This is a genomic window from Candidatus Terasakiella magnetica (assembly GCF_900093605.1).
Taxonomy (GTDB): domain Bacteria; phylum Pseudomonadota; class Alphaproteobacteria; order Rhodospirillales; family Terasakiellaceae; genus Terasakiella; species Terasakiella magnetica.
On sequence record NZ_FLYE01000012.1, the window covers coordinates 213,050 to 231,037 of the forward strand.

At 46.0% G+C, this 17,988-nt stretch carries 18 protein-coding genes; 9 read left to right on the top strand and 9 right to left on the bottom strand.

The window, feature by feature from the left end:
* Nucleotides 1-54: 54 nt before the first annotated feature.
* The 3 genes from rsmG to MTBPR1_RS07880 are packed head-to-tail and all read left to right on the top strand — an operon-like array spanning nucleotide 55 to nucleotide 2,480.
* Nucleotides 55-672 carry a 16S rRNA (guanine(527)-N(7))-methyltransferase RsmG gene (gene rsmG, locus MTBPR1_RS07870; protein ID WP_069188612.1) on the top strand — a complete coding sequence of 206 codons (618 nt, stop codon included), beginning with the start codon at nucleotides 55-57 and terminating at the stop codon, nucleotides 670-672.
* Nucleotides 669-1,469 (top strand): ParA family protein, encoded by an 801-nt coding sequence (locus MTBPR1_RS07875; protein ID WP_069187027.1) that lies wholly within the window; start codon nucleotides 669-671, stop codon nucleotides 1,467-1,469. The genes rsmG and MTBPR1_RS07875 overlap by 4 nt, the downstream gene beginning before the upstream one ends.
* A gap of 3 nt (nucleotides 1,470-1,472) precedes the next feature.
* Nucleotides 1,473-2,480: a ParB/RepB/Spo0J family partition protein gene (locus tag MTBPR1_RS07880; protein ID WP_069187028.1), complete on the top strand. Its 1,008-nt coding sequence runs from the start codon at nucleotides 1,473-1,475 to the stop codon at nucleotides 2,478-2,480.
* Between the two features lie 62 nt (nucleotides 2,481-2,542).
* Here MTBPR1_RS07880 and MTBPR1_RS07885 read toward each other — a convergent pair whose 3' ends face one another.
* Nucleotides 2,543-3,049 carry a GNAT family N-acetyltransferase gene (locus tag MTBPR1_RS07885; RefSeq protein WP_083222971.1) on the bottom strand — a complete coding sequence of 169 codons (507 nt, stop codon included), beginning with the start codon at nucleotides 3,047-3,049 and terminating at the stop codon, nucleotides 2,543-2,545.
* A gap of 98 nt (nucleotides 3,050-3,147) precedes the next feature.
* Between MTBPR1_RS07885 and MTBPR1_RS07890 the strand changes: the two genes are divergently transcribed.
* Nucleotides 3,148-4,038 (top strand): LysR family transcriptional regulator, encoded by an 891-nt coding sequence (locus tag MTBPR1_RS07890; RefSeq protein ID WP_069187030.1) that lies wholly within the window; start codon nucleotides 3,148-3,150, stop codon nucleotides 4,036-4,038.
* A 32-nt stretch (nucleotides 4,039-4,070) separates the two neighbouring features.
* On the opposite strand, the gene holA is transcribed toward MTBPR1_RS07890, so the two are convergent.
* The 4 genes from holA to MTBPR1_RS07910 form a co-directional block, all read right to left on the bottom strand.
* The gene (gene holA / locus MTBPR1_RS07895) at nucleotides 4,071-5,099 is read right to left on the bottom strand and encodes a DNA polymerase III subunit delta (protein WP_069187031.1); all 1,029 of its coding nucleotides are present in this window, start codon (nucleotides 5,097-5,099) and stop codon (nucleotides 4,071-4,073) included.
* A gap of 15 nt (nucleotides 5,100-5,114) precedes the next feature.
* Entirely contained in the window at nucleotides 5,115-5,642 is a 528-nt protein-coding gene (lptE, locus tag MTBPR1_RS07900) for an LPS assembly lipoprotein LptE (protein ID WP_069187032.1), read from the bottom strand.
* Nucleotides 5,629-8,196: a leucine--tRNA ligase gene (gene leuS / locus MTBPR1_RS07905; protein WP_069187033.1), complete on the bottom strand. Its 2,568-nt coding sequence runs from the start codon at nucleotides 8,194-8,196 to the stop codon at nucleotides 5,629-5,631. Before leuS ends, lptE begins: the two co-directional genes overlap by 14 nt.
* Before the next feature lie 125 nt (nucleotides 8,197-8,321).
* Nucleotides 8,322-8,864, bottom strand: a complete 543-nt coding sequence (locus tag MTBPR1_RS07910; RefSeq protein ID WP_069187034.1) for a DUF3576 domain-containing protein — start codon at nucleotides 8,862-8,864, stop codon at nucleotides 8,322-8,324.
* Nucleotides 8,865-9,162: 298 nt separating this feature from the next.
* Here MTBPR1_RS07910 and MTBPR1_RS07915 point away from each other — a divergent pair, with 298 nt between their 5' ends.
* The 3 genes from MTBPR1_RS07915 to MTBPR1_RS07925 all read left to right on the top strand — a co-directional run bounded on the left by MTBPR1_RS07915 (nucleotide 9,163) and on the right by MTBPR1_RS07925 (nucleotide 12,947).
* Nucleotides 9,163-10,302 (top strand): porin, encoded by a 1,140-nt coding sequence (locus MTBPR1_RS07915; protein ID WP_069187035.1) that lies wholly within the window; start codon nucleotides 9,163-9,165, stop codon nucleotides 10,300-10,302.
* Nucleotides 10,303-10,537: 235 nt separating this feature from the next.
* Nucleotides 10,538-11,668, top strand: a complete 1,131-nt coding sequence (locus tag MTBPR1_RS07920) for a porin (RefSeq protein ID WP_069187036.1) — start codon at nucleotides 10,538-10,540, stop codon at nucleotides 11,666-11,668.
* 148 nt (nucleotides 11,669-11,816) lie between these two features.
* Entirely contained in the window at nucleotides 11,817-12,947 is a 1,131-nt protein-coding gene (locus tag MTBPR1_RS07925) for a porin (protein ID WP_126465105.1), read from the top strand.
* A gap of 17 nt (nucleotides 12,948-12,964) precedes the next feature.
* Here MTBPR1_RS07925 and MTBPR1_RS07930 read toward each other — a convergent pair whose 3' ends face one another.
* Nucleotides 12,965-13,579: a thiamine phosphate synthase gene (locus tag MTBPR1_RS07930; RefSeq protein ID WP_083222972.1), complete on the bottom strand. Its 615-nt coding sequence runs from the start codon at nucleotides 13,577-13,579 to the stop codon at nucleotides 12,965-12,967.
* 32 nt (nucleotides 13,580-13,611) lie between these two features.
* Here MTBPR1_RS07930 and MTBPR1_RS07935 point away from each other — a divergent pair, with 32 nt between their 5' ends.
* Nucleotides 13,612-14,280 (top strand): YggS family pyridoxal phosphate-dependent enzyme, encoded by a 669-nt coding sequence (locus MTBPR1_RS07935; RefSeq protein ID WP_069187039.1) that lies wholly within the window; start codon nucleotides 13,612-13,614, stop codon nucleotides 14,278-14,280.
* A gap of 1 nt (nucleotide 14,281) precedes the next feature.
* Here the strand turns inward: MTBPR1_RS07935 and MTBPR1_RS07940 are convergent, their stop codons facing one another.
* The 3 genes from MTBPR1_RS07940 to ribA form a co-directional block, all read right to left on the bottom strand.
* The gene (locus MTBPR1_RS07940) at nucleotides 14,282-14,779 is read right to left on the bottom strand and encodes a L,D-transpeptidase family protein (RefSeq protein WP_069187040.1); all 498 of its coding nucleotides are present in this window, start codon (nucleotides 14,777-14,779) and stop codon (nucleotides 14,282-14,284) included.
* Between the two features lie 3 nt (nucleotides 14,780-14,782).
* Entirely contained in the window at nucleotides 14,783-15,814 is a 1,032-nt protein-coding gene (locus tag MTBPR1_RS07945; protein WP_069187041.1) for a hypothetical protein, read from the bottom strand.
* Nucleotides 15,815-15,991: 177 nt separating this feature from the next.
* On the bottom strand, nucleotides 15,992-17,137 hold the full coding sequence (gene ribA, locus MTBPR1_RS07950; protein ID WP_069187042.1) for a GTP cyclohydrolase II: 1,146 nt from the start codon (nucleotides 17,135-17,137) through the stop codon (nucleotides 15,992-15,994).
* Nucleotides 17,138-17,296: 159 nt separating this feature from the next.
* Here ribA and MTBPR1_RS07955 point away from each other — a divergent pair, with 159 nt between their 5' ends.
* Nucleotides 17,297-17,986 (top strand): response regulator transcription factor, encoded by a 690-nt coding sequence (locus tag MTBPR1_RS07955; RefSeq protein ID WP_069188613.1) that lies wholly within the window; start codon nucleotides 17,297-17,299, stop codon nucleotides 17,984-17,986.
* Nucleotides 17,987-17,988: the final 2 nt, after the last annotated feature.

Below are 17,988 nucleotides of genomic sequence, written 5' to 3' on the forward strand. Positions count from 1 at the left end.
CTTGGGCTGATTTTCAGGTAAAGTTTGTAGAATAAGATTTATATAGGGATGAAAATGGGATTTTCTAAACAACAAGATCAATGGAATGCACTCAATGTTTCACGTGAAACATTGGATAAGCTGCAAGCCTATGCTGATCTGTTGGTGAAATGGCAGGCCAAGATCAATCTGGTGAGTAACAGTACCTTGGATGATCTATGGAACCGTCATTTGTTAGATTCAGCTCAAATCTATCCTTATTTGCCTAAAGACTGCAAAACACTGGTGGATATTGGCTGTGGAGCAGGGTTCCCGGGTATGGTTTTAGCGATCATGGGGGTCCCTGATGTGCATATGGTAGATTCCGATGCCCGCAAGATGGCCTTTGTGCGTGAAGTCTCGCGCATTACAGAAACGCCTGTCACTATTCATAATTGCCGAATCGACGACGTAAAAGAAAAGCATTTTGCTGATGTGGTCACTTCACGGGCCTTAGCGACTCTGGAGAAACTCTTGGGTTTTTCAAGTGCTTTGAAAAAAGAAGACGCACGCTGTATTTTCCTCAAGGGAAAAAAGGCGGATGAAGAAATCATCGAAGCTCAAAATTCGTGGGATTTTGAGTGTGAAAGCAAAAGAAGTCTTTCTGACCCGCAAGGGCAGATTCTTATCATCGAAGGGATGACACGAAAATGACGGATCAAGCGACTGTGCAGGAGATACCGCGCATTATCGCCGTTGCAAACCAGAAGGGTGGGGTGGGTAAAACCACAACGACCATCAATCTGGCAACGGCTTTGGCAGCTGTGGGTAAAAAGACATTGGTTTTGGATTTGGACCCGCAAGGTAATGCCAGCACCGGTTTGGGTGTGGGTCATGACCAGCGTGAGCGCAATGCCTATCATGTGTTGATGGGTGATATTGAGATGGATCAGGCCATTCAGGATAGTAATATCCCGAATTTGTCGATTATTCCGTCCGGTCCTGACCTGGCTGCGGCTGAAATTGAAATTCCCGAGCTTGATCGCCCGCAATTTTGCCTGCGCGAAGCCATTGGCGATGTTTCTGGCTATGATTATGTGCTGATTGATTGCCCACCGGCTTTAGGGATGTTGACCATTAATGCCTTGGTGGCGTCAAATGCGGTGATGGTGCCCCTGCAATGTGAGTTCTTTGCCCTAGAAGGCATCACAGCACTGGTGAAAACCATTGAGCGCGTGAAGAAAAACTTCAACGCCACGCTCGATATCCAAGGCATCGTGCTGACCATGTTTGATAAACGTAATAATTTGAGCGATATGGTTGCCAATGATGTGCGTGATTTCTTTGGTGAAAAAGTTTATGAGACGGTCATTCCACGAAATGTGCGTATTTCTGAAGCGCCATCCCATGGAAAACCTGTTCTTCTTTATGATCATAATTGTGCGGGATCAAAGGCTTATTTGCATCTCGCCAGTGAAGTATTAAAACGCGAAAACAGGAGCGCAGCATAAAAAATGGCTAAAGATAAGAAACGCCGCAATCTGGGTCGTGGACTTTCAGCCCTTTTGGGGGAAGAAACCGCAAGTGTTGTTGAAGAACAGGATGTTAGCCCTGTTGCTGAAAGTGAAGCTTCAGAAACAGCTACTGTGGTTCCTTTTTCAAGTGGTAATCAAAAGACGGTCGCTATCAGCTTGTTATCACCGGGTAAATATCAGCCACGGACCAATTTTGAAGAAGAAGCCATTGAGGGTTTGGCCGATTCGATCCGTGAGAAGGGTATTTTACAGCCAATTTTGGTGCGCCCGCACCCTGATCGCAGCGGTGAATATGAGATTATCGCAGGTGAGCGTCGCTGGCAGGCTTCTCAAAAAGCCCAGCTGCATGAAGTTCCGGTCATCGTTAAAGAAATGGATGATCGCGACGCTGCTGAAATCGCTTTGGTGGAAAACCTGCAGCGCCAAGACCTGTCTCCTTTGGAAGAAGCTGAAGGCTATAACCGTTTGATGGACGAATTTAGCCATACACAGGAAGCTTTATCCAAAGCTTTGGGTAAAAGTCGCTCCCATGTGGCTAATATGATGCGTCTTTTGGCCCTACCAAGTGATGTGAAGACCTATTTAGAAGATGGCTTGATCTCCACAGGCCATGCACGCGCCTTGTTAAACTGTGATGAACCTGCAGAAATTGCCAAACAGATCATCAAGAAAGGCCTAAATGTTCGCCAAACTGAAAGCCTGGTGAAAACAGCCGGTGTTCAGGCACGCCCGAAGGTGAAAAAAGAAAAAGATGCAGACACGGTCTTGCTTGAGCGTGACCTGACAGACTTACTTGGAGTTAAAGTCGACATCAAAGTGTCCAATAAAGGTGGGGCTTTGACGCTTCATTATTCCACATTGGAACAGTTAGATGACCTGCTTCATCGTCTTAGCCATGGTCATCATGGCAAAGCCGAGCAAGAACAAGATAGCGACCTTGATCCTGTGAGCGAGTTTGATATTGAAGCAGAACTTGAAAAACTCTGAATTATCAACATTCTATCAATAAAAAAGAGGCTCATATATTTGAGCCTCTTTTTTTATGGGTCTTAAAGTTTAAGTCTGAGCTTTTCTTCCTGCACTTGAGGGCCCCATTGAGATTGTAAAAGGGACTCTTCAAGCTCAAATCCGCATGATCGATAGAGTGTTCCAGCAGGCTCTAACCCTTTTAGGGTCCAAAGATAGAGCGAGGAAAACTGGCGATCTCTGGCAAAACCAAGGGCACAATTTAATAACAATTGGCCAAAACCTTGCCCGCGCACAGTTTCATCAAGAATGAACCATCTTAAATGTGCACCGTCTTTTTTTGCGCGAGAGCCATCAAGGGTAATAGAGCCAAAGAATTGACTGTCTTTTGTAAGGGACCAGATTTGTGAATTGAGTGGTTGATAAGTTTCCATGAAGTTGGAAAGTTCTGTGGCGACTTTACATTCGAAAAACTTTCCGAAATTCCACTCCTTGGCATAGTTTTCTCCATGTTGGCGAGTGACCCATCCAACAAGACCCTTTTGGTAGCCGGTTTTGATCTGAAATCCGTTTTTTTGCTCTATCATCATCTATCTTGCAAATATGCATAATTAATTGAAGTTATATCTAGATTATCATGCAAAAAAATGGCATTAAATAGGAAATATAGCAATTTAGGAATGCAAAAATGCAAAACTGGGATGATTTACGGTTTTTTCTAACGGTTGCCCGTAATGGGAGCTTCTCTGCGGCGGCTGAGAGCCTGTCTGTAAACGCCTCAACAGTGGGTCGTCGCATTGATCAGCTTGAAATTAATCTCAAATGTAAGCTGTTTGACCGTCAACGCTATGGCATGACCCTTACACCAGATGGACGCCACCTTCTTGATCATGTCCAGAAAATGGAAAAATCTGCTCTTGATCTTGACTCAATGGTGAAGGGAAGTGATGAAGCGTTAAATGGTCAGGTGCGTATTTCCGTGACTGATGGGTTAGGCTCTTTTTGGTTAACGCCAAATTTGGCGAATTTTCAAAGAGACTATCCGCAAATCTCTTTAGAGGTGATGAGTGAAAGTCATTTTGTCGATCTTGCTGCACGTGAAGCTGATATTGCTATCCGTTTAAGTGAACCAACACAAAATGCGTTGAAAATACGCAAAGTCGGGATGATGAAGTTTCATGTTTTTGCGGCTCCTGCTTATTTGGATGGTTTTGGTATGCCAAGCAGTTGGGCTGATTTAAAAGGTCATAAGCTGGTTGATTATTTGGGTTATCAAGAAAGTAAGGCGCTTTCTTTATGGCAGGAAACAGTGAAAAATCATGACAATGTGGTGTTTCAAACCAATAGTGCCATGAGTTTTGTCAGTGCGCTGCGCAGTGGCATGGGAATCGGCATGTTGCCGCAGTTTTATCGCCATACGGTCAGTGATTTGATCATCGTTGATTTACCTACAGACCTGTTTGAGATGCCAATTTATCTGGTGACCCATGAAGAAACCAGCCAAACAGCACGGATCAAGGCCGTAAAAGATTATATAAATGATCTATTTGACCGTGACCGTAAGAGTTGGTTCAGTTGATTGAATTTATTAACAAATGGTTAATGTTTAGATTAACGCCGTGCGCGTGCTGCTTGGGCAATACGCATTAAGGCCCGTGAACAGACAGTTTCGGGTGGGTTTCCGGTGACTTTACAGTGCGCTTCGGCCTGGGTGATGACTTCCAAGGCCATGGCAATACGTGGCAGGTTCCAGGAACCAAGCTGTTTCTTAAAGGCAGGTGCCTGTTTGAAAATAACCGGAGGGCGTAGTTTTCTCATAGCGTCATCTACACCAAGGCCTTTTTGCATGGCACCTTTGGCTAAATGCAGGCGATGGAAATGGCGCGCGAGCATTCTTAAGATCATGATCGGTTGGTTGCCTTCATCAAAACAACGCATAAGCGCGGTTTCAAGGCTGGCATGATCACCATTTCCTGCCGACATAATCACATTATCCAGGGAAAAGGCACCGCTATCACCCACACAGGCCATGGCATGTTCCATGGTGACGCTGGTTTCATCGCCCATGTAAATGGCAAGTTTTTCCAGCTCCCCACGGCTGACTTGGCGATCAGAGCCTAAATGATTAAGCAGATAGCCCATGGCGTCGCGATCAGCATTAAGCCCATGTTTTTGCAAAGATTCCCGAATGACATCTGAAAGATTACGCCCCTCATCACCATAACAGGCCACCGCTGCAGCAATGGTTTTGTTAGATTCAAAGAGTTTGCGCAAAGAAGAGCGTGCACTTAACTCCCCACCTTCTAACACGATCACCGCATCACCGATGGGATCAGACAGATAGGATTTAAAAGCAGAAGTCAGGCTATCAGCAGCATCTTGAATGCGAATAAAGCGACGTCCACCTGTTAAAGACATGGCAGCGGCCTCATCCGCGATAAGAGCAGGATCACTCTTAATGTCTGAGGCTTGTAAAATAACGCTGTTAAACGGGTCGTTAATATCGTCTAAGACTGCATGAGCAAGGGCCTTAGAGCGTTCAAACACAAGGCCTTGGTCTGGCCCAAAAAGCAAAATACAGCGCACATCACGCGGTGGGCTTTTAATAAAACCATCGGCTTTGCCTGCGCTTATTTTCATGGAAATTTCAGCCTGTTATTTATCTTCTTCAGGTTTTGCATTCAACAGGTGGACAGCAATACGGCGATGAATGTCCGTTGCAACCTGCTTAATTGCACGAAGACGGGCATCACGGCGGGCAAATTCGGTGCCTGTAGGAGAGGTGAGGATATTGTAACTCACAACAGATTGACTGGTTCCGGAAAGTTTATTATTTCCGGTGAGATTAAATTTTGCATTAACAATTAGGTTAGTACGTGTGGCAAATTCGTCTTTACCAATGCCTAGACCTGCACTGCTCTCTGAATAATATACTGCTAAACGATATTTGGGATTACGGGGTCGTCCCTTTGTGTTGAAAAGGGCGAGCAGTTCATTATGCAGTAACTGGCCTTCACGGTCTTCAATTTCATCAATCCAGACAGTGGATAAGGCCTGAGACATAGCAATATTTTGCGCAGTTTTGCGTTTGCCATGCAAAGGCTGATAGCCACAAGCCCCAAGGCTAATGGCTATAGCAAGAAAACAGGTCAGTTTAATAAGATGATTTTTATGCAACGACATTGATAATCCGATTCGGTACCACAATCACTTTCTTAGGGGCTTTGCCATCCAAAACAGCTTGCACTTTTTCTGAGGCTAAAGCCAGTTTTTCAATCTCTTTTGGGTCCATATCTTTTGGAACTTCAAGCTGATCACGGCGCTTACCATTGATTTGGATGGGCAGAATAACTGAATCTTCAACCAGCAGACTTTCATCGGCAACAGGCCAGTCAACTTCACATAAAATGGTGTCATGACCTAACTCTGCCCAAAGCTCAGCAGCGATATGGGGTGTCATAGGCGCAATTAAGCGCACAAGATATTCATAACCTTCGCGCAAGACCCATGAATCATCACCTTCAACACCGTCCATATTCCCCAGTGTGTTTGTGAGTTCACGCAAGCGCGCAACCGCTTTGTTGAAATGGAAACGGCTTAAATCTTCTGTAATAGCAGCCACTGTTTTATGAACTTGTGCGCGAATCTTTTGAGCATTTTCAGAAAGTGTGGCCGGTTGGGCTGAGCCTTTTGGCGCAAATGGGGCTTTTGGCTCGGTAATCAGGCGCCAAAGACGATTAAGATAGCGCCAAGACCCATCAACACCGCTGTCTGTCCATTCTAAATCACGCTCAGGCGGGCTGTCAGAAAGCATAAAGAGGCGCGCGGTATCCGCACCATAAGATGAAATGATCAATTCAGGATCAACAACATTCTTTTTGGATTTAGACATTTTAATGGAGGCCCCGACGTCAACGTCACGACCATCATCTTTATGAACCAGTTTGCCAGCGTCACCTTCAACCGCATCACTGGGTAACATCCAGTTGCCATCGGCATCTTTATAAGTCTCGTGGCAGATCATCCCTTGAGTGAGAAGACCAGAAAAGGGTTCTTCAGCAGAGAGATAGCCGCATTTCTTCATAGCGCGCGTGAAGAAACGGGAATAAAGCAGATGAAGGACGGCATGTTCCACGCCACCGATATATTGATCGACCGACATCCAGTAATCAGCAGCTGATTTATCAATGCCATTTTCGGATTTTGGTGAGCAATAGCGCGCAAAATACCAAGAAGACTCAAAGAATGTATCAAATGTATCTGTTTCACGCGTTGCGGCCTTGCCACAGGTGGGGCAATCAACATTTTTCCAGGTTGGATGATGATCCAGCGGGTTGCCCGGTTTATCAAAAGTGACGTCTTCTGGGAGGGTTACGGGCAAATCTTCAGCTGGTACTTCAACAATGCCGCAATCCTCACAATGGATCACAGGAATAGGACAACCCCAGTAACGTTGGCGTGAAACACCCCAATCGCGCAGGCGATAGTTGGTTTCTTTCTCACCAATCTGTAAATCAGCGCATTTGGCAAAAATGGCTTTTTTAGCCTCAGGCACCGTCATACCCGTCATGAAATCAGAATTGATCATGACGCCCTCATCGGTGAAAGCTTCATTTTCAATGGTGAATTCTTCTGGCTTTTCCATCTCTTTTGGCGCAACCACGGGCACAACAGGCAGGTCATATTTGCGGGCGAAATCAAGGTCGCGTTGATCACCACTTGGGCAGCCAAAGACAGCGCCTGTGCCATATTCCATCAAGACAAAGTTGGCGACATAGATGGGGAGTTCCCAGTTGTCGTCCAGTGGGTGTTTAACTTTCAGGCCCGTATCAATGCCTTTTTTCTCTGCCTTTTCGATGGCTTCTTCAGACGTCCCCATCTTGTTGCATTCTTCAATGAAGGTCTGAAGATCAGGATTATTTTCAGCCAATTCAGTTGCCAGTGGATGGTTGGCAGAAATGGCGCAAAAAGAGGCCCCATAAAGCGTGTCTGGACGAGTCGTATAAACTTCAAGAGAATCGGCGCGATCAACCAATTGCCATTTCAGGCGCATCCCTTCGGATTTACCAATCCAGTTTTCCTGCATGGTGCGGACTTTTTCCGGCCAGCGGTCTAAATCTTTCAGCGCGACTCGCAGGTCTTCGGCGAAATCGGTGATTTTTAAGAACCATTGGTTCAGCTTGCGACGCTCAACCGGAACGCCAGAGCGCCAACCACAGCCATCAACAACTTGCTCATTTGCCAGTACCGTATTTTCCACCGGATCCCAGTTCACCCAGCTTTCTTTGCGATAGACCAGATCGTTTTTGAGAAAATCGAGGAACATTTTTTGTTCATGCTGGTAATATTCTGGATCACACGTGGCAATTTCGCGATCCCAGTCATAAGACAGGCCCATGGTTTTGAGCTGGCCGCGCATGTCTTCGATATTTTTATGGGTCCATTTCCCGGGATGAACGCCTGCATCCATGGCGGCATTTTCAGCCGGCAGACCAAAGGCATCCCAACCCATGGGGTGAAGTACGTTAAAGCCTTGGGCTTTTTTATAACGCGCGACAACATCACCAAGGGTGTAGTTGCGTACATGGCCCATATGGATACGCCCACTGGGGTAGGGGAACATCTCTAAAACATAGTATTTTTCTTTAGAGGTATCTTCAGTGACTTTAAATGTGGCGTTTTCATCCCAGTAGGACTGCCATTTAGATTCGGTTTCTTTAAAGTTATAACGGGCCATGGTTGTTCTTTTTAATCGTATGTCTGTTTTCTTCTTTGAAAAACTTTGAAGAAAACAGGTCTGTTAAAAGGAAAAGCCCCCTTAAGACTTATAAGAGGGCGTATCGTATATATATAAGGTGTCTTTTACTGGGTCATGCTTTCGGTGCGCAACTGGCGCGCCCGTGTGAGAATGGCATTTTCAATATCTGTGACGGCTTTGGGGTCAACGCTGACCGCCTGCCATTCATTGGTGGCATTTTTGACCTGGCGAAAAGCCGCGACTCGGATACCATCTGCGCGCAAAGACTGACCAAGAATATAAACATTGAGCTTATAACGTTCATTTGGCGATTCGCTTGCACTATGCCAATCGGTGAGAACGACTCCGCCAAATGGGTCGGCAGAAGCCAGCGGCATAAAGGAAACCGTATCAAGTGTTGCGCGCCAAAGATATGCGTTTACGCCAATGCCGGTGCCGCCTTGACCTTGACGTTTTTCTTCTTTCCCCCCAAATGAGAGGCCGCCATCACCAAAAACAGAAGCTTGTTTATCGCGTTGTTGCCATTTGTCATTAGGTCGATCAAATGTGTCCGGTCCGGTAATATTCATTCCTTCACAGGCACTTAAGCTTACAGCAACGGCGCCAATCATGGCAAAGCGGGTCAATAATCGGTTAAAGCGACACATCGAGATTGTCCTTCAAGGTCATTTGGTTAGATATCTTAAATAGATGTATGCCTTAATATAAGGGGATTAGGCAAGTCTCTAGCTTAGGATTTAAGCAATTTTGCACAAAATAATGCAAATGGGCGGAAATCAAATGTGTGTTTTTTGTGCAACAGTGATGAAAAAAGGCAACAAGAGAGGCATCGGTTTGCTTGACCCTACATGTTGAAAAGCATTTAATGGCTCTTACGCATCGGGTGTATGGGTACATCCAAATGCACTATTTACTTAAACCAAATCTTTATGGGGATTTATAATAATGAAAAAGCTTCTCGTAGCTTCTACTGCTCTCGTTGCTTTCGCTGCAGTTTCAACTGCACAAGCTGCTGATCCAATCAAACTGTCTATCGGCGGTTACATGCAGCAATATGTTGGTTACTCTGACAACGAAGACGACAACGGTGCTGCTAACTACTCTGAAGTTGGTACTTACTCTGTAGCGGAAGTTTATTTCCGTGGTTCTACTAAACTCGACAACGGCCTGACTGTTGGTGTTAACATCGACACATTCAAGTCTGGTGGTACTGCTTTGGACGCTGCGTCTGATGATACTTTCCTCTCTGTATCTTCTGACTCTTTGGGTTCTGTTAAAGTTGGTTCTACGAAAGGTGTTTCTTTCGGTCTGTCAACTTTCCACTCAGACGCTGGTATCGGCATGACTGGTTCTTTCTCTGTTGATGAGTTTGCTCAAGACGTTTCTGGTCTTGGTTGGGGTACTGCACTGTCTACTACAGATGGTCACAAAGTTGTATACCTGACTCCAAACCTCGGTGGTGTTCAAGCTGGTGTATCTTACGGTCTTGTAAACGAGTCTAACGTTGGTTCTGCTAACCTGCAGACTGCTGGCAACGACATCCAGTACCAAGCTGGTATCGCATACCGTGGCGACCTCGGTGGTGTAGCTGTTTCTGCTGACTACAACTACGAAATGATCGAAGACGGTGGTCTAACTGGTGTTGGTGTTGCTTCTACTGCAACTGACGGCACTGCTACAGACTCTGTTGATACAATTTCTAACCCAGAATCTCACCGTGTAGGTCTTGCTGTAACTGTAGCTGGTTTCAAAGTAGCTGCTGGTTACCGTAAAACTGACAACGTTGGTACTGTAAGCGACAAAGACTCTGACGCTTGGGAAGCTGGTGTTAAATACGCAACTGGCCCATACGCTGTTTCTTTGGGTTACACAAAAGTTGAACAAGACGACGATGGTACAGCTGCTGCTCAAGAAGATACTTCTGAGCTGTGGGTTGCTTCTGGTTCTTACAACCTCGGCGCTGGCGTAACTATGATCGGTTCTGTCATCAACTTCGACGAAGACGATGCATCTGACAACGCTGCAAACCAAACAGACGAAGGCTCTAACTGGGCTGTAGTTGCTGGTTTGAAAGTTTCTTTCTAATCTGATAAAGATTTAGAATAAAAGCTTTAAAGTTAGGGCGTTGGCTTCAAGTCAACGCCCTTTCTTTTTGTTTTGTGGCCTCATAAAGCAGCATTTATCAACGTTGTAATTTTGCAACATCGTGATGGTTTTAAGTCAAAAATTTGTCACAATTTCTTCACACCGCACTGCAAAAAGATTATGTATAGAGTAGGAAGGTAAGAACAACTCAAATACTTAAACTAAAGGATTAAAAATGAAAAAGCTTCTCGTAGCTTCTACTGCTCTCGTAGCATTTGCTGCAGTTTCTTCTGCACAAGCCGCTGACCCAATTAAACTGTCTATCTCTGGTTTCATGAACCAGTGGGCTGGTTACTCTGATAACGAAGGCGACAACGGTGCGGCTAACTACTCAGAAGTTGGCACATTCTCTGATGCTGAAGTTCACTTCTCAGGTTCAACTAAACTTGACAATGGCTTAACTGTTGCTGTTAAAATCGAAGCTGAGCGTTCAGGCGGTACTGATGGCGTTTCAGACGATACATTCTTGTCTGTTTCTTCTGATGCTTTGGGTACTGTTAAGATCGGTTCTACAAAAGGTGCTGCTTACGGTTTCAACACTCTGCACGGTGACGTAGGTCTTGGTCTTTCTGGCACAGATGCGACAACTTTTGCACAAAACTCTTTGGGCAACGATCTCTCTACAGAAACTTCAGGTAGCGACGGTCACAAAGTTGTTTACCTAACACCAAACTTTGGTGGTGTTCAAGCTGGTGTATCTTACGGTCTTGTAAACGAGTCTAACGTTGGTTCTGCTAACTTGCAGACTTCTGGCAACGACATTCAGTATGATGCAGCAATCGCATACTCTGGTGACTTTGACGGTGTTACTGTTGGCGCTGACTTGAGCTACGTATTTGTTGAATATGGTGGTTTGACTGGTGGCGGTGTTGCTTCATCTGCAACAGACGGTACAGCTACATCTTCTATTGACCAAATCAAAAACGAAGAAACTCTTCGTGGTGGTGTTTCTGTAGGCGTTGCTGGTTTCACTGTTACTGCAGCTTACCTTGAAAAAGATAATGTTGGCGGCGTAACTGACAAAGATTCTGAAGCTTGGGAAGCTGGTGTTGCTTACGCAACTGGCCCATATGCTGTTTCTTTGGGTTACTTGAGTGCATCTAATGATGACTCTGGTCTGTCTTCTGCGAAAGAAGACGAATCTGAGCTTTGGATCCTGTCTGGTTCACGTGATCTTGGTGCTGGCGTTTCTGTTGCTGCTTCTGTATTCAACGTTGATACAGACGATGCTTCTGACAACTCTGCAAACCAAACAGACGAAGGTTCAAACTGGGGCGTAGCTGCTGGTGTGACGGTTTCTTTCTAATCTAAAAGATTACAAAGACTTCGAAAAGATTGGGCGCTGGCTTTGGCTAGCGCCCTTTCTTTTTGCATAATGTAAAGTTTAGTGGTATTTCAACTGTAAATATTTATAAAAATATTTTTTCTAATGGGGTTTTAAGGGGAGAATCTAAGTGATAAAGCTATTATTGGGCACAGCAGCACTATCGGTTATGAGTTTGATCAGCGTTGGGGCAAATGCAGCTGATCCGATCAAATTATCGTTTTCGGGCTTTATGGAACAGTGGGTCGGTTATTCAGATAATGAAGGCGATAATGGGGCTGCGAACTATTCAGAAGTCGGGACTTTTTCTGATGTAGAACTGTTTATGAAGGGTTCTACCCGCTTGGATAATGGCCTCACGGTTGGTGTGAACTTTGAGATTGAACGCTCAGGCGGCGCTGACGGGGTGAGTGACGAATCTTATGTAAGTGTCACGTCTGATGCATTGGGGACGCTGAAAGTCGGCTCCACAATGGGGGTTTCTTACGGTCTATCTAATCATCATTGGGACGTTGGTGCCTTGATGGATGATGGCGTGCATCAGCTTTTTGCCGTAAATGCATTGGGTGATGAAATTGATACGACCCATAATACATCTGATGGTCATAAAGTCATTTACCTGAGCCCTAATCTCGGTGGTGTTCAGGCTGGTTTTTCATATGGTTTGATCAATGAGACAAATGTGGGCTCTGTTGATACCTTAGATACGAACAATGACTTACAATATAATGCCGGGATCGTTTATAGCGCAGACTATGACGGTTTGAGTGTTAATGTGGATGTGAACTACGAGCTCATTGAAGATGGCGGCTTGACAGGTGGTGGTGTTGCCTCAACAACTGCTGGCAGTGAAACCGATGGGACCGATCAGGTTAAGAATGAAGAGTCCTGGCGCGCTGGCTTTACGGTTGCCCAACAAGGTTTGACTGTTTCAGCATCTTATCTGGAAACAGATAATAAAGGCACCGTAACAGGTAAAGACTCAACGGCTTGGGAAGCGGGTGTGACGTATAAAACAGGGCCTTACGGTTTTTCTGTTGGATATTTCAACCGCGCGACAGAAGATTCAGGCCTTTCAACAGCGCTTGAAGATACAACGGACATGTATCTGGTTTCAGCCTCTTATAACTTGGGCCCGGGTGTAACCCTGGCAGGTTCAATCGTGACTATTGAAACAGATGATGCTTCTGATAGTTCCCCAAATCAAACGGATGAAGGCTCAAACTGGGCGTTGATTACGGGCTTGAAAGTCCATTTCTAATCTTTCAAGCGCTAAGATTAATCTAAAAGACCGCCGATACCGGCAAATCCACAGGCTTTTGTGGCAGCTAAGGTATGGGCGGTTTTTTTATTGATCCCGCCAAGGCCGTAACAGGCCGCTATTGATTGGCGCGCCATATGTTGAAACTTCCAACGCCCAAGGCTGCGTGCTTTGGGATGGCTTTTTGTTTTAAAAACAGGTGAGAGCAGAGCGATATCGGCGCGCACCTTATTTGCCCAGTTTATTGCAGATAGGTTATGACAGGCCGCGCTGATGAGGAAGTTAGCTTTTGGTTTTTTAAAAGTGCCGCATTGGGCAATCTTTTGGAGCTTTTTTTGCGAAAAATGCACACCATCAAGCCCATAGTTTAAGGCCAAATCAACATCATCTGAAACCAGAAGTATCACTTTATTTTTTTTACATAAGGTTTTGTTATTTTTAATTAAATTGATTTTTTCTGATTTGATTTTATGGCGAATAATCAAGGCACTTTGCGCTGGCATCTGGGGGATGAGACTGCTTGGGTCTAAAAGTCGTTCCATATCCGTCATGAAAATGAGGCAGGGTAATTTTGCCTTTTTTCCATTCAATCGATTGAGCCGCAGGGCGAGCTCTGATACGGTCTGAACCATTCTTTACCTAATTTATAAATCAAGGGCCGACTATGGGTATTGCAGATAATCTTGCACAAGTGAAGCATTCTATTGAATTGGCAGCACAAGACGCCAATCGTTCCTCAGATGAGGTTGAGCTGGTGGCGGTGAGTAAGGTCCATGTGGTTGAAACCATCCGCCCTGCTTTAGAGGCTGGTCATCGCATCTTTGGTGAAAACCGCGTGCAAGAAGCCCAAGGCAAATGGCCTGCGTTAAAAGAAGAATTTACAGATCTTGAGCTGCATCTCATTGGGGGTTTGCAAACCAATAAGGTGAAAGACGCCGTTGAGCTGTTTGACGTGATTGAAACGGTTGATCGCCCAAAACTGGCGCGCGCTTTGGCAAAAGAGATGGAGAAACAAGGCAAGTCTCTGGGGGTTTATGTGCAGATCAATACGGGTGAGGAAGAACAAAAAGGCGGCTGTCTGCTTTCTGAAGCTGATGAATTGATCACATTGTGTCGCGATGAATTAAAACTTAATGTCTTGGGGCTCATGTGCATTCCGCCGGCTGCGGAAGAGCCCAGCCTGCATTTTGCTTTTTTGCGCGAAATTGCCAAACGCCACGGGATTGAGAAACTCAGCATGGGCATGAGTGGGGATTATGAAGCCGCCATTCGTTTTGACGCAACCTCCGTGCGTGTTGGCACGGCCGTTTTTGGTGAACGGGTAAAGGCGTAACTTATTTCGTTATCTTAATCACGGCTGTGTCATCAACCGTGGCTAATATGTCCAACATATCCGCACGTTTGATCGCTACACAGCCTTCTGTGCCTTCATAATTCTCGCGTGCAAGATGAAAGAAAATGGCACTGCCTTTGCCGGGTATGGGCGGGTCATCATTATGTCCAAGCACCACAATAATATCGTAAATATGGTCCTCGCGGCTCAGCTTTTCATGAGAGGCTGAAAAAGGCAGGCAGACCGGGCGGTTATAAAGCGGATGGTTGGGTGCATCACACCAGCCATCATAAGACTTAATGGCGTGAGTTTTCAGGATGGTTTCAGGCTTTTCAAGGCGATCTGCACGATAAAGCACACGGCGAAGCGCATAGGTCCCGAGAGGTGTGGCGCCATCACCCTCACATTTATCCTGCGTCATCCCGCTTTTACCAAGCGCGCACTTATATGTTTTCCCCTGAAAGGTGAGTGTCTGATCACCAGTAACCTGAAGGATCATGCCTTATCCCTTAATTTCGCCTGAGCGATACTGATCCATATTCTGGCTCATCATCTCTGCAAACCAGGCATTATTCTGTGTCTGGCTCAACTGGGCCGTATTGCTGGCAACGGGCTTGGGTGCAACAACTTGTTTTTCAACCTCTTGAGCTTGAGTCTGTTGTTTTTGCGCTTTTACATCACGGGCAAAAGCCTGTAAGGCTGCAAGAGAAGACTCTTCATAAGATTGTTTAGATTGAAAGCGTTGCACAGGTTGTTGCGAATTCGAAACAGCTTGTGTTTGAGTTTGCACCTGTGGTTTGGGCTGAATTTGGGGCTGAGCTTGGGCTTGGGCCACCTCAGCAACGGGCTGGCGCGCTTGGAAAAGCGACGTCATATCTTTGGGCATGGCAGAACCAGCTCTTGTGCGCTCTGTTGGGAAAGGATGGGCTTGATTAAGCGGTGGCTCCCACGTGCCGGCTGAGCCTGCACCTTGTGCTTCAGGCATAGCGTGGCTTTCCATAGGGACTTCTTTTGCCAAGGCCGGGTTCATAAATTCTTGCAATTTTGCCATGCGCAAACTGGCTTCCCCAGCAGCAAAAGCATCAGCTTCACTATCGGGAACAGGCAAGGGGGCAAAGCTGGACATTGCCGGGTTTGGGGCTGGTTGACCATTTTGGGCCATCATGGTGGGGTTTTTTGTGGGGGCTTCATCGCCATCAAACCAGGCCACCACATGTTCACCCGCATCCATGCCCGTATTATGATCTAAAAGTACGTTAAAGGCAGAAGCTGCTAAACCAATGGGGCCGCCAAAAAGGGTGCCGCCTGCCAAGCGTGCCCCGGGATCGATCTCATCACCGGTTAAGCTTCGATAAGCTGTTGAAACAACAGGGATATGTTGAAGCGGGTTAATCACATCAACAAAGTCTAAAAAAGAAAACCCATCATCACCGAAAAAGCTGAATTCTTTTTCAGCATCTTCTTCACTGAGTTTTTTATCATTGCCTGCTTCCGAAGGAGCATAGGCTATTTGTGTATGTACGCTATCGACCATATTTTGGCTCCGATTGCTCTAGGTATCGCTCTAAATTATATTTTGAGCTTTACTATGCAGAGACCGTGCCAAAATAATTATTATGGTTTTTCAATTACTTATATAAATACTAAGAGGGTGAGGGCAAAATTTACCGCAGAATTGGGGGGTGATTTTTTCCCCTTATGCCCTCCATCTTTAAAGGTAATGCCCGCCCTTGGTGGCCTTGGCGACAATGTAAGGCTCGTTATGCTGATTGGTGGGAAAAGCATGTTCCACACGTTCAATCACATCCACATCACAGCTTTTTAACACGCTGACTTTTTCAGGGTTATTGGTCATCAGGCGCACTTGATTGACCCCAAGATGGTCTAACATCTGGGCCGCAGGCAGGTAAACCCGCTCATCTGCATCAAACCCGAGTTGTTCATTGGCATCAAACGTATCAACGCCAGTATCTTGCAGTTTATAGGCGCGCAATTTATTGACCAGACCAATACCGCGGCCTTCTTGGGCAAGATAAAGCAAAATACCACTGCCATGATCGGCAATGGAGCGAATGGCACCACGCAATTGATCACCACAATCACAGCGAAGCGAGCCGACCAAATCGCCTGTAAAACATTCTGAATGGATACGGATCAAGACCGGATCAGCCGGGTTAGGCTCCCCAATGATGATGGCAAAATGTTCAATCCCGCCATCTGAGGGACGAAAGGCGACAATCTTGGTGTTTGGCGCATCTGCTAAAGGTACTTGTGCGTCACTAACCGCGCGAAGCGAGCGTGCTGCGGCTTCTTCATAGCCAAAGATATCTTCTTTTTTAAGACCTGTGAGATTTTCAGCCTCAACAAACCCCTTAAAATCATCATTTTTAATGGTGGCGCTGATGGAAGCCGGGATCAGGCGCGAGAGTTTAGCCAAACCAATAGAGGCACTCTCGCCACTTTGCAAAGCCACCTCACTAAAAGGAATATCAAAGAAATCGTTTTTTGAAATGCGGGCTAAAGGATTGACCAGACCTTCAATCAGGTCGGGGCGCATGGCTTTACCCATTTCGGCGCGCACGGCCTTGGTTGAAAAACTGCCTAAGCCCAAGGTATGGACACGCGCGGTTGTTAAAATCAGATGGGGAAAGCCACCAGATAAGCTTTTAAGCCGTTCAATCGCCGTTTTGGTTGCCCCTTCAGCGGCCAATGTCAGGGTTACTTCATCACCATCGCCTTGAATGGCGACAATTTGTCCGCGGCGCAGGTCACTTAAGGCGCGGTCTACGGCCAAAAGGGAAGGGGTATAATCAGTGCTGTCAGTGTCACTTAATGTGATGGAAAGGCGATGGGGCATTTTTTTAAACGTATAACTTTTATAAATTGGTCTCCATATGTAGGCCCATATGGGTAAATTCACAATAGTGTTATCAGGCACTTTGGGCTCTATACGGGATATTTTTTCCTTGGTATGGTGCTTTTAGTTGTGAATTTTACCGATTGTTGTGGGGAAGTTATGTCCAACGTTAAGCGTGTTCTTCTGGTTGATGATGATGACTCATTGCGCCAAATGCTTTCTGAGCAGCTGCAACTGCATGAAGATTTTGAAGTTGCTGAGGCCGATGGGGCCACAAGCGCGTTGGAAATCACCAAAGAAGGCCCCTTTGATGTGGTCATCCTTGATGTAGGCCTGCCCGATATGGATGGGCGTGATGTATGTCGCTTAATGCGCAAACAAGGGGTGAAATGCCCCATTATCATGCTAACAGGGGCTGATACGGACGCCGATACTATCCTTGGCCTTGATGCAGGGGCCAATGATTATATCACCAAGCCATTTCGCTTAGGCATTTTGCTTGCCCGCATTCGTGCGCACCTGCGTCAACATGAACAAAGCGAAGATGCGACCTTTACGGTGGGGCCTTATATGTTTCAGCCCGCTGCCAAATTATTGGTGGAAAATGACACCGAGCAAAAAATTCGCCTGACAGATAAAGAGACTAATATTATCAAGTATCTCTATCGCGCGGGTGGCAAGGTTGTGGGGCGCGATGTGTTGCTTGATGAAGTCTGGGGCTATAATGCCGGGGTGACAACCCATACGCTGGAAACCCATGTTTATCGCTTGCGCCAAAAAATTGAGAAAGATCCCTCAAACGCGCAAATCTTGGTAACAGAGCCCGGCGGCTATAAACTGGTGCCTTAAAA

Excerpts from the sequence above, each read along its gene's own strand:
- rsmG (WP_069188612.1), top strand. The coding sequence starts at position 55 with ATGGGATTTTCTAAACAACAAGATCAATGGAATGCACTCAATGTTTCA.
- MTBPR1_RS07875 (WP_069187027.1), top strand. The coding sequence starts at position 669 with ATGACGGATCAAGCGACTGTGCAGGAGATACCGCGCATTATCGCCGTT.
- MTBPR1_RS07880 (WP_069187028.1), top strand. The coding sequence starts at position 1,473 with ATGGCTAAAGATAAGAAACGCCGCAATCTGGGTCGTGGACTTTCAGCC.
- MTBPR1_RS07885 (WP_083222971.1), bottom strand. The coding sequence starts at position 3,049 with ATGATGATAGAGCAAAAAAACGGATTTCAGATCAAAACCGGCTACCAA.
- MTBPR1_RS07890 (WP_069187030.1), top strand. The coding sequence starts at position 3,148 with ATGCAAAACTGGGATGATTTACGGTTTTTTCTAACGGTTGCCCGTAAT.
- holA (WP_069187031.1), bottom strand. The coding sequence starts at position 5,099 with ATGAAAATAAGCGCAGGCAAAGCCGATGGTTTTATTAAAAGCCCACCG.
- lptE (WP_069187032.1), bottom strand. The coding sequence starts at position 5,642 with ATGTCGTTGCATAAAAATCATCTTATTAAACTGACCTGTTTTCTTGCT.
- leuS (WP_069187033.1), bottom strand. The coding sequence starts at position 8,196 with ATGGCCCGTTATAACTTTAAAGAAACCGAATCTAAATGGCAGTCCTAC.
- MTBPR1_RS07910 (WP_069187034.1), bottom strand. The coding sequence starts at position 8,864 with ATGTGTCGCTTTAACCGATTATTGACCCGCTTTGCCATGATTGGCGCC.
- MTBPR1_RS07915 (WP_069187035.1), top strand. The coding sequence starts at position 9,163 with ATGAAAAAGCTTCTCGTAGCTTCTACTGCTCTCGTTGCTTTCGCTGCA.
- MTBPR1_RS07920 (WP_069187036.1), top strand. The coding sequence starts at position 10,538 with ATGAAAAAGCTTCTCGTAGCTTCTACTGCTCTCGTAGCATTTGCTGCA.
- MTBPR1_RS07930 (WP_083222972.1), bottom strand. The coding sequence starts at position 13,579 with ATGGTTCAGACCGTATCAGAGCTCGCCCTGCGGCTCAATCGATTGAAT.
- MTBPR1_RS07935 (WP_069187039.1), top strand. The coding sequence starts at position 13,612 with ATGGGTATTGCAGATAATCTTGCACAAGTGAAGCATTCTATTGAATTG.
- MTBPR1_RS07940 (WP_069187040.1), bottom strand. The coding sequence starts at position 14,779 with ATGATCCTTCAGGTTACTGGTGATCAGACACTCACCTTTCAGGGGAAA.
- MTBPR1_RS07945 (WP_069187041.1), bottom strand. The coding sequence starts at position 15,814 with ATGGTCGATAGCGTACATACACAAATAGCCTATGCTCCTTCGGAAGCA.
- ribA (WP_069187042.1), bottom strand. The coding sequence starts at position 17,137 with ATGCCCCATCGCCTTTCCATCACATTAAGTGACACTGACAGCACTGAT.
- MTBPR1_RS07955 (WP_069188613.1), top strand. The coding sequence starts at position 17,297 with ATGTCCAACGTTAAGCGTGTTCTTCTGGTTGATGATGATGACTCATTG.